This window comes from Paramagnetospirillum sp., from assembly GCF_058402745.1.
On the sequence record NZ_JBZVFI010000018.1, the window covers coordinates 612372 to 626189 of the forward strand.

The window sequence follows — 13818 nt, forward strand, 5'->3', positions numbered from 1 at the left end:
AAGATTTCACAATGATCTGATTGAAATATATCGCTTTACCCCCGGCCTCACGCATCGACGGCCAGGAGGGGGGGAGGGGCCAGATCGAGCCGGCGGCCTTCGGCCAGCAGGGCCCGCAAACCGTCGGCGGGCAGCGGACGGCTGAAGAAATAGCCCTGGATCTGGTCGCAACCCAGGTTGCGCAGGAAGTCCAGGTGCTCCTTGTGCTCGACGCCCTCGGCCACCACCTTGAGCCGGAGCGCCTTGGCCATGGCGATGATGGCATCGACGATGGCGGCGTCGTTGGGGTCGGTGGTGACGTCCAGCACGAAGGAGCGGTCGATCTTCAGCTTGCTGATGGGGAAGCGCTTCAGCACCGACAGCGAGGAATAGCCGGTGCCGAAATCGTCGATGGAGCAGGCGATGCCCATCTCCTTCAACTGGTTGACCACGGCGATGGCGTTGTCGGCGTCGCGCATGGCCGAGCTTTCGGTCAGCTCCACCTCCAGCCAGCGGCTGTCCAACTGGTTGTCCACCAGGGCGCGCTCGCAGGCGGACAGCAGCCGCCGGGCGTACTGGAACTGGCGGCCCGACACGTTGACCGCCACCGGAATGGCCGACAGGCCCTGGTCCTGCCATTCCTTGTTCTGGCGGGTGCATTCCCACAGCATGAACTCGCAGATGCCGTCGATCAGGCCGGATTCCTCAGCCACCGGGATGAAGTCGGCGGGCGAGACCATGCCCAGGTCCGGGCTGTTCCAGCGGACCAGCCCCTCCATGCCCACCACCTGGCCGGAGACCAGATCCACCTGGGGCTGGTAATGGGCGGCCAGCTCGCCATGCTCGATGGCGCGGCGCAGCCGGGTCTGCAGCGACAGGGTCTTGGCCGCCCGGGCGCTGATTTCCTTGGTGAACACCTGCAGGCTGGCCGGCCCCTGGGCCTTGGCCAGCTGCAGGGCGGCGTCGGCGTTCTTGATCAGGGTCTCGGGATCGTCGCCGTCGCGGGGAAAGAGCGCGGCCCCCATGGCGGCCGACACGTCGAAATCCTGGCCGGCGGCGGCCACGGTGGCATGGGCCGAGGCGCGCAGGCGGTCCAGCGCCTCCATGGCTTCCCGCTTGGAGCCCAGGCCGGTGATCAGCACCAGGAAGCGGTCGCCGGAGGTCCGGGCGATGACGTCGTTGACCGACAGAGCCGCCCGCAGCAGGTCGCTGGCCGCCATCAGCACCTGGTCGCCGATGCTGTGGCCCATGGTGGCGTTGATGATGCCCAGGCGGTCGAGGCCGACGCTGACCACCGCCAGCATGGTCTGGTCGCGGGCGGCGGCCTCGCGGGCGGCGGCGAAGCGCTCCAGGAAGGCGGTGCGGTTGGGCAGCCGGGTCAGCGGATCGAAATAGGCCAGGAAGGACAGGCGCTGCTCGGCCTGCTTGCGGTCGGTGACGTCGAGCATGACGCCGTCCCACACCACGTCGCCGCCGCCGCGCAGGGTGGGCCGCGACTGGCCGCGCAGCCAGCGGCGGCGACCGTCGGCGCCGGGCACCGACATTTCCTCGTCGAAGGGCTCCATGGTCCGGGCCGAACGGCCAAGGCCGGCGAAAAAGCTCTGGCGCTCGGCCTCGGGAATCAGGGCGAGGAACAGCTGGGGATTGTCCATCAGCTGTTCCGGACCCAGGCCCAGAATGGCGCGGCAGCCCTCGCTGACATAGGAAAAGGCCAGGCTGCCGTCGGAGCGCAGCACCCGCTGGAACACCATGCCGGGAACATTGGCGGCGATGGCGCGCAGCCGTTCCTCGGATTCGCGCAGCGCCGCCTCGGTCAGCTTGCGCTCGGTGATGTCGCGGCCGATGCCGATGAACAGCCGCTGCCCCTCGAGCCGCACCTCGGTGGTGGACAGTTCCAGGGGAAAGGTCGAACCGTCCTTGCGCAGGCCCATCAGCTCGCGCGCCCCGCCGCCGACGATGCCGCCGGGCGACACCTCGGCGGATTCCAGCAGGTCGTCCAGATGCATCTCGGGCGGCAGCAAGGTGATGAAGGGCTTGCCCGCCAGTTCGGCCATGCTCCAGCCGAACAGGGCCTCGGCGGCGGCGTTGACGCTGTCGATGGTGCCGTCGGATTCCACCACGATCAGGGAATCGCCGGCATGGTCCATCAGCATTTCCAGGCGCAGCTCGGCGCGGCGCCCGTCGGTGACGTCGACCATCACCCCGTCCCAGACGATGCTGCCGTCCTCCTGGCGGCGGGGTTCGGCCGCGCCCTTCAGCCAGCGGACCTCGCCATGGGCGGTGATGGCGCGGAATTCCTCGCGGCAGGTGTCGAGTTGCCGGGCCGAGCGGCGGATCTCGGCCAGATGGGCGTCGCGGTCGGCCCAATGGACGGCGTGCAGGCAGCCCTGGGAGTTGACGCCCATGGCCTCGGGCGCGAAGCCCAGCAGAGTGCGGATACTGGGGCTGAACCAGGGGTAATGGATGGAGCCGTCGGGGGCGAGGACGCGCTGAAAGGCGAAGCCGGGGAGGTTGGCGGTCAATCCGTCCAGGCGGGCTTCCGCCTCCGTCAGCCGGGGCAAGGCTTCGCCGGGGGCGCACGGGGCGCGGCCGGGCCATCCCTGGCCGGCTGCCGTGATCGTACCGCTACCGGAACCGCTGCTGCTTGTCACCCTTGGGCCCTCTCCCGGCAAGGGGCCGGGAACGATGGAAACTCCAGCCGATACCAATGGTATCGGTGGTTCGGGTCAAGGTCAAAACCCATTTGTTTCCCGGCCGGTCCGAAATGTTACCGGGATTTAAGCGACATCGGGGTGGATTCCTCGCCCGAATCACTTAAAGTCCGGCCGGACCGACGAATGAACGCCGAGGACGAGCATGATGATGGCCTGGATCACCGACCCCGAGATATGGCTCAGCCTGGCGACCCTGTCGCTGCTCGAGATCGTGCTCGGCATCGACAACCTGGTCTATCTCGCCATCATTTCCAACCGCCTGCCCGAGCCCATGCGCCCGCTGGGGCGGCGGCTGGGGCTGGCCTTCGCGGTGCTGACCCGCCTCGGCCTGCTGGCCTCGCTCAGCTGGATCGTCGGGCTGGTCGAGCCGGTCTTCGTGGTCTGGGACCATCCGGTCAGCTGGCGCGACATCATCCTGATCGGCGGCGGCGTCTTCCTGGTGGCCAAGGCCACCCACGAGATCCACGGCAGCCTGGAGGGCGAGGAAGAGCCGGAGGCCGCCGGCACGCCCGAAGGCGGTGCCGGCCAGGTCGCCTCGGCCGGGCTGGCCTCGGTGATCGTCCAGATCGCCATCCTGGACATCGTCTTCTCGCTGGATTCGGTGATCACCGCCGTGGGCATGGCCAGTGAATTGTGGGTGATGGTCGCCGCCGTCATCCTGGCCTCCGCCGTCATGGTGGTGGCCGCCAATCCGCTGTCCGCCCTGATCGCGCGCCACCCCACCATCAAGATGCTGGCGCTGTCCTTCCTGCTGCTGATCGGCGCCACCCTGGTGGCCGAGGGCACCGGCTTCCACATGCCCAAGGGCTACATCTACTTCGCCATGGCCTTCTCGCTGGGCATCGAGATCCTCAACCTGCTGGCGCGGCGCGGCAAGCGCGCGCCGGTCAAGCTGCGCAACCCCTTGCCGTGAAAACCCCTTCCCCGCCGGGGTTGAGACGGCGGGGGGGAGTGTGGTATCGCTTCCGCCGGATTTTCTTCCGGCGGATGGCGGCCTGCCCGCCGCATCACGGTTTCATGGGATATTGGAGAACGACATGGCTTACGTCGTCACCGAGAATTGCATCAAGTGCAAGTATCAGGACTGCGTCGAGGTTTGCCCGGTGGATTGCTTCTACGAGGGTGAGAACTTCCTGGTGATCAACCCCGACGAATGCATCGATTGCGGCGTCTGCGAGCCGGAATGCCCGGCCGAAGCCATCTTCCCGGATTCCGATCCCAAGGCCGCCGCCTGGACCGACACCAACCGGCAGTACGCCGGCTCGTGGCCGAACATCACCCGCAAGGGTGACGCGCCGGCCGACGCCGACGAGTGGAAGGGCAAGCCGGACAAGGCCAGGCTGCTGTCGCCCAATCCGGGCCGCTGACCCTTTCCGCAAGATGTTGTGGCCGGCGCCGCACCATGGCCCAGAGGGTCGTGGGGCGGCGTTCGCGCATGGGGATGTGGCGGAAATGCAGGGCCTTGGGGAATTTTCCTGTTCTTCACAGAAGGCGCCTGTGCTATAAGGGCAAGTCCGTCGAACTGTGCCGACGGATCGCAAATTGGCATAGCCATCGGGGCGGGAGTTCGCCCACCAAGACAAGCTGCGAGATTTCCACCAGCCCGTCAAGGGCGCGGCTGGCGAGCATCTTTCGTCGTTTGGGGTGAGCGTATCGGGCGTTTGCCGGATCCAGACCTTCTGTCGAGGGAATTGTTGAAGATGACGATCGTTTCTTTCTCCCAGGGCGACTATGTGGTCTACCCCACTCACGGCGTGGGCCAGGTGGTGGCCGTCGAGACCCAGGAAATCGGCGGCATGAAGCTGCAGCTGTTCGTCATCACCTTCGACCGCGACCGCATGACGCTGCGCGTGCCGGTGACCAAGGCCCAGAAGTCCGGCCTGCGCAAGCTGTCGTCGCGCTCGGTCATGGACACCGCGCTGTCGACTCTCAAGGGCCGCGCCAAGGTCAAGCGCACCATGTGGAGCCGCCGCGCCCAGGAATACGAGGCCAAGATCAATTCCGGCGACCCCGTCTCCATCGCCGAGGTGGTCCGCGACCTGCACCGCAACGCCAACCAGCCCGACCAGTCCTATTCCGAGCGGCAGATCTACGAGGCCGCGCTGGAGCGTCTCGCCTCCGAACTGGCGGCGGTGGAGCGTATCGACACCCAGGCGGCGACCGAGAAGCTCCAGGGCTTGCTCGAAGCGGCTTGATGTTTGGCTCGGTGGCTGCGACCATGTCGTCCGGTTGCGAAACCCGAGCGGATTGATGAACGTCGAAGCCGAACGGCCGTCCACGACACTGGCTGATTCCAACGTCTTCGCCACCCTGAGGGGCGGCGGCCGCATCTGGGCCGTCGCCGCCATCAGGGGCGAGCACGCGCGGCTGTGCGCCCTGCACGCCCGCATGGCCCAGGATCTGCGGCCGGGCGACCAGTTGGTCTATCTCGGCGATTACCTCGGCTGCGGCGCTCCGGTGCTCGAGACCATCGACGAATTGCTGACCTTCCGCCGCGCCTTCATCGCCATCCCCGGGGTGGAGGTGGACGACGTTGTCTACCTGCGCGGCACCCAGGAAGAGATGTGGCAGAAGCTGCTGCAATTGCAGTTCGCCCCCAATCCCGCCGAGGTACTGCGCTGGATGGTCGATCACGGCATCGCGCCGACCATCGCCGCCTATGGCGGCACGGTGGAGGAAGGCGGCAACGCCATCCGCGAGGGCATCCTGGCCCTGACCCGCTGGACCAGCCAGCTGCGCCAGACCATGCGCAACCATGACGGCCACACCACCCTGATGAGCGTGCTGAAGCACGCCGCCTTCACCGACGACAACGCCCTGCTGTTCACCCATGCCGGTCTCGATCCTACGCGGCCGCTCTCGGCCCAGGTGGACGCCTTCTGGTGGGGATCCAGCCTGTTCGCCGGAATGGACGAGCCCTATTCCGGCTTCAAGCTGGTGGTGCGCGGCGCCGACCGCCGCCATGGCGGCAAGGCCTTCGGCCCCTTCGCCGTCACCCTGGATTCGGGGTCCGGCCAGGGCGGCACCCTGACCGCCGCCTGCTTCGGCGCCGATGGCGCCATCCTGCAAGTCCTGGAGGCCTGATCATGACCCGTTCGCCCAAGACCGCGTGCCTGTGCGCCGCGGCCGTGCTGCTGTGCGCCTCCCCCGTCCTGGCCCAGGGCGGGCTGATGGACCTGGGCAAGGGGATGATCAAGCAGGAACTGCAACAGCGAACGGGGGCCTCGTCCTCGGGCGGCGGCTCGGCGGGCTCGTCTCTGTCCACCTCGGAGATCGGCTCCGGCCTCAAGGAGGCGCTGCGCGTTGCCGCCGACAAGGTCACCGGACGGCTGGGCCGCGCCGACGGCTTCAACGGCGATCCTTCGGTCCACATTCCGCTGCCCGACAAGCTGGCCACCGTCCGCCAGGGTCTGGCCCTGGCCGGCAAGTCCCAGATGGTGGACGACCTGGAGCTGAAGCTCAACCGCGCCGCCGAGGCCGCCACGCCCAAGGCCAGGCAGATCTTCTGGGACGCGGTGCAGAAGATGACGCTCGACGACGCGCGCGGCATCCTCAACGGCCCCCAGGACGCCGCCACCCAGTACTTCAAGCGCACCATGAGCCCCGACCTGCGCACCGCCATGCGCCCCGTGGTGGACGGCACCGTGGCCCAGTCGGGCGCGGTGCAGTCCTATTCCAGCATGGCCGGGGCCGCCCAGGGCCTGCCCATGGTGGGCGACGCGCTGAAGGCCGGTCCGTCCATGCTGACCGACCACGTGCTCGACTACGCGCTGGCGGGCATCTTCAAGTATCTCGGCCAGGAGGAAGCGGCCATCCGCACCAATCCGGCCAGCCGCTCCACCGACCTGCTGAAGAAGGTGTTCGGGGGCTGATCTACTCCACCCGGCAGGCCTCGGCGAAGTCCAGGCGCGGCCCCCGGGGATACAGCCCGGCGGGATCGCCGTAGCCGATATTGACCAGGAAGTTGGAGCGGATGGCGGTGCCGGCGAAGAAGGCCTCGTCCACCTTGGCGTTGTCGAAGCCGCTCATGGGGCCGCAATCCAGGCCCAGGGCGCGGAGCGCCAGGATCAAATAGGCGCCCTGCAGGGTGCCGTTCCTGAACGCCGTGGACTGGATCAGCGTCTCGTTGCCCACGAACCACGACCGGGCGTCGGCATGGGGGAACAGGGTGGGCAGCGTCTCGTAGAATTCCATGTCGTGGCCGATGATGGCGGTGACCGGCGCCGCCATGGTCTTGTCCACATTGCCCGGCGCCAGGGCGGGCCTCAGGCGCTGCTTGGCCTCGGCCGAGCGCACGAAGACGATGCGGGCCGGCTGGCAGTTGGCGCTGGTCGGTCCCATGCGGGCCAGATCCCAGGCCTGGCGCAGCAGGGCGTCGTCCACCGGCCTGTCGTGGAATTTCGAATGGGTGCGCGCGGCGCGGAACAGTATCTCACGGGCCGCGTCGTCGAGAATATCTGTCATGCTCGCCTCTTCTCTTGAATTTTCACCCGCGAATGGGGCAAACATCGACAATGTAGGCGCCCGGAGCGGCGCCCGACAGGGGGCTAGCGTGAAACAGTCTGTTGTCTTGGCGCTGCTGCTGGGGCTGGCGGCGGCCGGAATCCTGCCGGTGTGGGGCTCCGCCGCCCGGGCGGCCGATTCCGCCGTGGTGCTGGTCTATCACCGCTTCGACGACGACAGGGTCCCCGCCCTCAACACCACCACGGAATTGCTGGCGGCCCATGTGGCCGAGCTGAAGGGCGGCGGCTACACGGTGCTGCCCCTGGCCGAGATCGTCTCGGCGCTGCGCGGCGGCCGCCCCTTGCCCGACAAGGCGGTGGCCATCACCGTCGATGACGCCTCGACCGGCTTTTACACCCACGCCTGGCCGCTGCTGAGGAAGGCGGGCTTCCCCGTCACCCTGTTCCTGGCCACCGACGAGGTGGATCGCGGCGGCGCCGAGGTGATGACCTGGAGCCAGCTGCGCGAGCTGGCCGCCGCCGGCGTGGGAATCGGCACCCAGGGGGCGGCGCGGCTGCGGCTGCCCAAGGTGGGGGCCGAGCAGATGGCCGCCGACCTTGTCCGCGCCAATGCCCGCCTCAACAAGGAATTGGGCCGGGGCACCGAACTGTTCGCCTGGCCGTGGGGCGAGGCCAGCGCCGAGGCCGAGGACGTGCTGCGCCGTTCCGGTTTCGCCGCCGCCTTCGGCCAGCATTCGGGGGCCGTCTGGGCCAAGGGCGATCCCTTCTTCCTGCCCCGTTTCGCCCAAAGCTCGGCCTATGGCGACCAGCAGCGTTTCCGGCTGGCGGTGCGCTCGCTGCCGCTGCCGGCGGTGGACGTCACGCCGGAAGACCCGGCCATCAAGGCCAATCCCCCCGCCTTCGGCTTCACCCTGGCCGAGGAGGTGACCGGCATCGACGGGCTGTCGTGCTTCGCCTCCCATCAGGGCCAGCTCAAGGTGGAACGCCTGGGGCCGCGCGTCGAGGTGCGCATGTCCAAGCCCCTGCCCTCGGGCCGGACGCGGCTCAACTGCACCGTGCCCACCCTGGAAGGGCGCTGGCGCTGGTTCGGATGGCAATTCTCGGTGCCGTGACCGGCGGCTGAGGTTCCCCTTCCGGCACGACGAAGGGCGGCTCTGCCCGTGGAAAAGCCGCCCCCGACCCGTTTTCGAACGTGATCAGTACACGTCGTGCAGGGTGTTGGTGACGTTGAACTTGCCGGTCGGCGTGACCAGGCGCTGATCCTTGATCACCGACTTCAGCTTGCGGGTCTTGTCATCAACCACCACGATGGCCGAGACCTTGTCCTTGGCGTTCCACACCGAGAACCACACCTCGTCGCCCGCCTTGTTGTACTCGGGCTGGACGACGCGGGGCGCGCCGTCGGTGATGCCGGCCCACTTGGCCAGGGGCAGCACCTCGGCGGGCTTGTCCAGGTTGTTGATGTCGAAGACGGCGATGGAGGACGCCACGTCGGCGTCCGGATTCAAGGTGGTATCGACCCACAGGTTCCTGGACTTGGGATGGGTCTTCAGGAACAGCGAGCCGCCGCCCTGGCCGGTCAGCGAGGCCACCTTGGTCCAGGCCTGCTTGGGGTGATTCTTGGGATCGGTGCCGATCAGCGCCACGCTGTCGTCGCCCAGATGGCCGGTGGCCCAGACGGGGCCGAACTTGGGGTGGACGAAATTGGTGCCGCGGCCGGGATGGGGGGTGGCGCCCACTTCGACCATGCCCACCAGCTTGTCCTCCTTGGTATCGACCACGGCGATCTTGTTGCGCGCGTTGGCGGCCACCATGAAGTAGCGCTTGGTGGAATCGAAGCCGCCGTCATGCAGGAACCGCTCGGCCTCGATGGAGGTGATCCTGAGATTCCTGATGTCGGAATAGTCCACCAGCATGATCAGGCCGGTTTCCTTCACGTTGACCACGAATTCCGGCTTGTAGTGGGAGGCGACGATGGAGGCGACGCGCGGTTCGGGGTGGTATTCCTGCCTGTCGGCGGTCATGCCGCGGGTGGAGACGATCTTCCTCGGCTCCAGGGTGTTGCCGTCCATGATGACGAACTGGGGCGGCCAGTAGGCGCCGGCGATGGCGTACTTGTCCTCGAAGCCCTTGAACTTGGAGGTCTCGACCGAGCGGGCCTCCATGCCGATCTTTATCTCGGCCACCGTCTCGGGCTTTTCCATCCACAGGTCGATCAGGTTGATCTTGGCGTCGCGGCCGATGACGTAGAGATAGCGCCCCGACGCGGAAATGCGCGAGATGTGGACGGCATAGCCGGTCTTGATGATGCTGACGATCTTCTTGGAGGCGCCGTCGATCAGGGCGATCTCGCCCGAGTCGCGCAGCGTCACCGAGAACAGGTTGGTGAGGTCCAGGTTGTTCAGCTTCTTCTTGGGCCGCTGCTCGGGGGAGACCACCACCTTCCAGGTGGCCTTGATCTCGTCCATGCCGAATTCGGGCGGCTGGGGCGGCTCGTTCAGCAGGTACTTGGACATCAGGTCCACTTCGGCCTCGGTCAGCTGGCCCGAACTGCCCCAGTTGGGCATGCCGGCGGCCGAACCATAGGTGATGAAGGCCTTCAGCGCGTCGAAGCCCCGCTCGCGGGTGATGTCGGTGGTCAGCGGCTTGCCGGTGGCGCCCTTGCGCAGCACCCCGTGGCAGCCGGCGCAGCGCTCGAAATAGATCTGCTTGGCCTTGTCGAACTCGGCCGCGGTCAGTTGCGGTCCGGGCTGGGCGCCCGGCTGGGTCATGGGAGTGGTGCGGAGCACGTCGCCGCTGGTCTCGTAATGCTCGCCGGCGCCATGGGCGGGCTTCTCCGCCGCCACGGCCGTCCCGGCCCATGCGGCCGCCAGTGCCGCCATCATCCAAGTCGCTGCCTTCATCGGTTTCCCCTGGGCAAATCATAGTCACCGGCAATCCCGGCGGGGGAGACCTTATTCATCATGTGGGAATGAATCAAGCAAACGATAAGTATTTGATGTTCATCAAATGACAAACATCAATATTATGCCAAGTGCTGCAAAAGTAAACTTATACAATTATAGTCATTCAATATTGATTAATATCATGTCGGCTGAACTGAGAGGCCGCCATGCCGAGCCCCATCACGGCCTCCCCGAGTCCGTCCCATTTTTCCTTGATGTTTATCAGTTGATTTCGCTCAAGCCTGAACGCCATAGCGCCCGGGGGTGATCCCGAGGATACGCTTGAAGTGGCGGTTGAGGTGGCTCTGGTCGGCGAAGCCGACGGCGGCGGCGGCATCGGCGGGGCGGCTGCCGGCGGCGATCATGTCCCTGGCCCGCCACACCCGCAACTGGGTGAGATAGGCGTGGGGCGGCAGTCCATGCAGGCGCTTGAAGCCGCGGATCAGGCGGAAGGGCCGCGTTCCCGCCGCTTCGGCCAGTCGCTCCAGCGAGAGGTTGTCGGCCAGATGGTCATGCATGTAGGCGCGGGCCAGGGCCACCGCCCGGCCATTGGCGTCGATGCGTCGGGGCTCGACCCGCTCGACGGCGTGGCGGACCAGCACCCGGGCGAGCAGGGCGGCCAGCAGCGTCTGGCGGGTGAGCAGCAGCTCCCGGCCATGCTCGGCGGCGAACACCGCGTTCACCAGCCCGGCCGCCACCTCGTCGCCGATCACCGGCGGCAGGGCGAAGACGCGGTTCTCGGTGTGCTCCCGAAGCTCGGCGGCCACATCGGTGACCAGGGCGGGGGCGGGGTAGAGGCAGCGATAGGCCAGCCCCTCGGCGGTGACCTCGCCGGCATGGACCTCGTCATAGGTGACGGTGCAGACGAAGCCCCTGGGCGCCACGTGCAGGCCGCCGCGATAGGTGAATCGGTTGGCGCCGGCATGCACCACGCCGATGCCGTAGGTGTCGTGGCTGTGGCGCGGGCAGGACTGGCGGCCGAAGCTGGCTTCCAGCATCCCGAGTCCACCCATGTCCGCCGCCGCCCACAGGCGGATCCGGTCGCATTCCATGCGTAACGGTAGCGCCGTTGCCGTCCTGCTGTCTTGAACGATCTTGACGCCTCCCATGCTCCTGGCGTCCAAGACCGCCCCGGGTCGCCGCCCTAGCCTGGACCGCGGAGGAGATCATGAACTCGAAGCGGATCGGCTGGCTGTGTTGCGGCTTGGGGATGGCCAGCGCCGGCAGCGTGGTGGTGGCGTCCAAGCTGGCGGGGGCGGGGTTGCCGGTGTTCATCGCCGCCGCCCTGCGCTACGGGCTGGCCGCCCTGGTGCTGGTTCCCTGGGCCATGGCCCGGGGGGACCGGATATGGCCGGCGGGAGGCGACCGCCTGATCCTGCTCGCCCAGGCGACGGCCGGCAGCCTGGGCTTCTCGGTGCTGATGCTGGCGGGCCTCCGCCATACCGGCGGCACCGACGCGGCGGTGATCGCCGGCACCCTGCCCGCCCTGGTCGGCCTGCTGTCCCTGGCCCTGCCGGGCGGCGGCATGGACCGGCGGGGGTGGGGCGCCGTTCTGCTGGCCGGGTTGGGCACCGCCAGCCTGAGCCTGGGCGAGACCACGGCAGGCGGCGGCACCTGGTTCGGCAACCTGCTGCTGCTGGGCGCCATGGCCGGAGAGGCGGTGTTCGTCCTGCTCAACAGGGCGATGCGGACCCGGCTGTCGCCGGTGGCGCTCTCGGCCGCCATGTGCCTGCTGGGCCTGCTGATCACCCTGCCCCTGGCCCTGGCCGAGGTGCCGGGGGTGGAGTGGGGCGCGGTGCCCGCTTCCGCCTGGGCGGCCATCCTCTGGCACGCCCTGGTGCCCACCATCCTGGGCTTCGTGCTGTGGTACGCCGGGGCGGCCCGCCTGGGCGGGGCCGAGGCGGCCGTCTCCACCGCGTTGATGCCGGTGGCGGCGGCCCTGCTCTCGGCCCTGGTCCTGGGGGAGGCGCCGGGCCTCCATCACCTGTCGGGCATCGTCCTGGTGCTGGCGGCCATCGCCCTTCCCCTCATCCCTTCCGTATCCCGGCGATGAAGGCACCCACCTCGCCCATCAGGTCGTCGGTGCGACGCGCCACGCCGTCCGCCTGACCCCGCACCAGGGCGGCGGCGTCACCGGCCTGGGCGGCGGCGGCGGCGACGCGGCCGACGCTGCCCACCACCTCCTCGGTGCCGCCCACCGCGCGGCCGACGCTGTCGGCGATGCGATGGGTGGCGCTCTGCTGCTCGGCCACCGCCTGGGTGATGGATTCCACCGCCCGGCTGATCTCGCCGATGGTGCGCACGATGTCGCCGATGGCCGACACCGCCTCGTCGGTGGCGGCCTGGACCTGGGCGATCTGCGACGAGATCTCGTCGGTGGCCCTGGCCGTCTGGTTGGCGAGGTTCTTGACCTCGCCCGCCACCACGGCGAAGCCCTTGCCCGCTTCGCCCGCCCTGGCTGCCTCGATGGTGGCGTTCAGGGCCAGCAGGTTGGTCTGCTTGGCGATGGTGGTGATCAGTTCCACCACCTGCCCGATCCGTCCGGCGGCGCTGGCCAGCCCGGCGACGTTGGCCGAGGCGCGCTCGGCCTTGCCCACCGCCTCGAGGGTGGTGGTGGACGACGACGCCACCTGCCGCTCGATGGCGGCGATGGAACGGGAGAGATCGAGGGCGGCCTCTTCCACCTGCCGCACGTTGTCCGAGGCGGTGCCGGCGGCGCTTCGGGCCGAGCCGGCCTGACCCGAGGCCTCGGTCGCCACCCCCGACATGGATTGGGCGGCGCGGCTCATCTCGGCCGCCGCCTCGGACAGCCGGGTCATGACCGTGGTCACCTTTTCCTCGAATTCCGAGGCGAGGGCGAGGCGGGCATCGCGGCGTTCCGCCGAGGCGCGGGAATCGGCCTGCCGGCGCTCCTCGGCCAGTTGTCCCATCTGGCGGCCGTTCTCGGCGAAGACGTCCAGCGTGCGGGCCATGGCGCCGATCTCGTCCTTGCGCTCGCCGCCCGGCACCATGACCCCGTAATCGCCGGTGGCCATGGTGGCCATGCAGGCCCGCAACGCCTCGAGCGGCCTGGTCAGCGAACGGGTCACCCGGAAGGCCAGCCACAGGCCGAATCCCGCGCAGGCCAGGAACGAGGCCAGCAGCGAGAAGCCGGCGCTCCGCTGCTCGCTTTCGGCGCGCTCGCGGAAGCGGGCGGCATCCTCGGCGGCCAGCGCGATGGCCGAGGCCATCAGGCCCTGGATCACCTCGGCCTGCCTGGCCGCCGCGCCCTTGGTCAGATCGGCGGCCTCCACGCTGCGGCCCTGCTTCATCATCTCGACGATCTCGGAGCGGATGGGCTTCCACGCCGCCAGGGCCTTGCCCAGCTGGTCGAAGACGGCGCGGTCGGCCAGGAAGCGCTCGCGCGCCGCGTCCAGCTTCTTCATCACCCGCGCTTCCGCCGCGTCGATGGCGGCTTCGGCCTTGGCGATGTCGCTGTCCTCGAAGGCCAGCGCCAGATCCTTCATGGCCCGGTGCATGGCGATGATGCCGCCATCGGCCTCGGACAAGGCCGTCGAGACGGTGAAGGGATGGCGGTACAGCAGCTCGGTATGGCCGGAAATGGACCGCAGCTGCAGGCTCGAAAACAGGCCGAGCGCCCCGGTGACGGCGATCATCAGCCCGAACCCGGCGAACAGACGCACGCCGATTCTCACATCTGCCAGACGCATGACTCCT

At 68.3% G+C, this 13818-nt stretch carries 12 protein-coding genes; 7 read left to right on the plus strand and 5 right to left on the minus strand.

Annotation, left to right across the window (positions count from 1 at the left end; translation table 11 throughout):
* Positions 1–47: 47 nt before the first annotated feature.
* The gene (locus ACV4UZ_RS18915; RefSeq protein WP_491602329.1) at positions 48–2540 is read right to left on the minus strand and encodes a sensor domain-containing protein; all 2493 of its coding nucleotides are present in this window, start codon (positions 2538–2540) and stop codon (positions 48–50) included.
* Positions 2541–2835: 295 nt separating this feature from the next.
* Between ACV4UZ_RS18915 and ACV4UZ_RS18920 the strand changes: the two genes are divergently transcribed.
* From ACV4UZ_RS18920 to ACV4UZ_RS18940, 5 genes are all read left to right on the plus strand, one after another.
* Positions 2836–3606, plus strand: a complete 771-nt coding sequence (locus ACV4UZ_RS18920) for a TerC family protein (RefSeq protein WP_491602330.1) — start codon at positions 2836–2838, stop codon at positions 3604–3606.
* A gap of 124 nt (positions 3607–3730) precedes the next feature.
* The gene (gene fdxA / locus ACV4UZ_RS18925) at positions 3731–4060 is read left to right on the plus strand and encodes a ferredoxin FdxA (RefSeq protein ID WP_491602331.1); all 330 of its coding nucleotides are present in this window, start codon (positions 3731–3733) and stop codon (positions 4058–4060) included.
* A gap of 333 nt (positions 4061–4393) precedes the next feature.
* Positions 4394–4888 carry a CarD family transcriptional regulator gene (locus ACV4UZ_RS18930; protein WP_068429376.1) on the plus strand — a complete coding sequence of 165 codons (495 nt, stop codon included), beginning with the start codon at positions 4394–4396 and terminating at the stop codon, positions 4886–4888.
* 55 nt (positions 4889–4943) lie between these two features.
* Positions 4944–5777, plus strand: a complete 834-nt coding sequence (locus ACV4UZ_RS18935; protein ID WP_491602332.1) for a hypothetical protein — start codon at positions 4944–4946, stop codon at positions 5775–5777.
* Between the two features lie 2 nt (positions 5778–5779).
* Positions 5780–6565: a DUF4197 domain-containing protein gene (locus ACV4UZ_RS18940; protein WP_491602333.1), complete on the plus strand. Its 786-nt coding sequence runs from the start codon at positions 5780–5782 to the stop codon at positions 6563–6565.
* Position 6566: 1 nt separating this feature from the next.
* On the opposite strand, the gene ACV4UZ_RS18945 is transcribed toward ACV4UZ_RS18940, so the two are convergent.
* Complete coding sequence (locus tag ACV4UZ_RS18945) at positions 6567–7157, minus strand: malonic semialdehyde reductase (RefSeq protein WP_491602334.1); 591 nt, start codon at positions 7155–7157, stop codon at positions 6567–6569.
* Between the two features lie 88 nt (positions 7158–7245).
* On the opposite strand from ACV4UZ_RS18945, the gene ACV4UZ_RS18950 reads away from it, so the two are divergent.
* Positions 7246–8268 (plus strand): polysaccharide deacetylase family protein, encoded by a 1023-nt coding sequence (locus tag ACV4UZ_RS18950; protein ID WP_491602335.1) that lies wholly within the window; start codon positions 7246–7248, stop codon positions 8266–8268.
* Between the two features lie 84 nt (positions 8269–8352).
* On the opposite strand, the gene ACV4UZ_RS18955 is transcribed toward ACV4UZ_RS18950, so the two are convergent.
* Complete coding sequence (locus ACV4UZ_RS18955) at positions 8353–10059, minus strand: cytochrome D1 domain-containing protein (protein ID WP_491602336.1); 1707 nt, start codon at positions 10057–10059, stop codon at positions 8353–8355.
* 278 nt (positions 10060–10337) lie between these two features.
* Positions 10338–11114, minus strand: coding sequence for a helix-turn-helix domain-containing protein (locus tag ACV4UZ_RS18960; protein WP_491602337.1), 777 nt, complete (start codon positions 11112–11114; stop codon positions 10338–10340).
* Between the two features lie 155 nt (positions 11115–11269).
* Here ACV4UZ_RS18960 and ACV4UZ_RS18965 point away from each other — a divergent pair, with 155 nt between their 5' ends.
* The gene (locus ACV4UZ_RS18965) at positions 11270–12154 is read left to right on the plus strand and encodes a DMT family transporter (RefSeq protein ID WP_491602338.1); all 885 of its coding nucleotides are present in this window, start codon (positions 11270–11272) and stop codon (positions 12152–12154) included.
* Here the strand turns inward: ACV4UZ_RS18965 and ACV4UZ_RS18970 are convergent.
* Positions 12129–13811, minus strand: coding sequence for a methyl-accepting chemotaxis protein (locus ACV4UZ_RS18970; protein WP_491602339.1), 1683 nt, complete (start codon positions 13809–13811; stop codon positions 12129–12131). The genes ACV4UZ_RS18965 and ACV4UZ_RS18970 overlap by 26 nt on opposite strands.
* Positions 13812–13818 lie beyond the last annotated feature (7 nt).

What these genes read in the sequence shown, in the direction of transcription:
- ACV4UZ_RS18920 (WP_491602330.1), top strand. Translation starts at nt 2,836, where the DNA reads ATGATGATGGCCTGGATCACCGACCCCGAGATATGGCTCAGCCTGGCG.
- fdxA (WP_491602331.1), top strand. Translation starts at nt 3,731, where the DNA reads ATGGCTTACGTCGTCACCGAGAATTGCATCAAGTGCAAGTATCAGGAC.
- ACV4UZ_RS18930 (WP_068429376.1), top strand. Translation starts at nt 4,394, where the DNA reads ATGACGATCGTTTCTTTCTCCCAGGGCGACTATGTGGTCTACCCCACT.
- ACV4UZ_RS18935 (WP_491602332.1), top strand. Translation starts at nt 4,944, where the DNA reads ATGAACGTCGAAGCCGAACGGCCGTCCACGACACTGGCTGATTCCAAC.
- ACV4UZ_RS18940 (WP_491602333.1), top strand. Translation starts at nt 5,780, where the DNA reads ATGACCCGTTCGCCCAAGACCGCGTGCCTGTGCGCCGCGGCCGTGCTG.
- ACV4UZ_RS18945 (WP_491602334.1), bottom strand. Translation starts at nt 7,157, where the DNA reads ATGACAGATATTCTCGACGACGCGGCCCGTGAGATACTGTTCCGCGCC.
- ACV4UZ_RS18955 (WP_491602336.1), bottom strand. Translation starts at nt 10,059, where the DNA reads ATGAAGGCAGCGACTTGGATGATGGCGGCACTGGCGGCCGCATGGGCC.
- ACV4UZ_RS18960 (WP_491602337.1), bottom strand. Translation starts at nt 11,114, where the DNA reads ATGGGTGGACTCGGGATGCTGGAAGCCAGCTTCGGCCGCCAGTCCTGC.
- ACV4UZ_RS18965 (WP_491602338.1), top strand. Translation starts at nt 11,270, where the DNA reads ATGAACTCGAAGCGGATCGGCTGGCTGTGTTGCGGCTTGGGGATGGCC.
- ACV4UZ_RS18970 (WP_491602339.1), bottom strand. Translation starts at nt 13,811, where the DNA reads ATGCGTCTGGCAGATGTGAGAATCGGCGTGCGTCTGTTCGCCGGGTTC.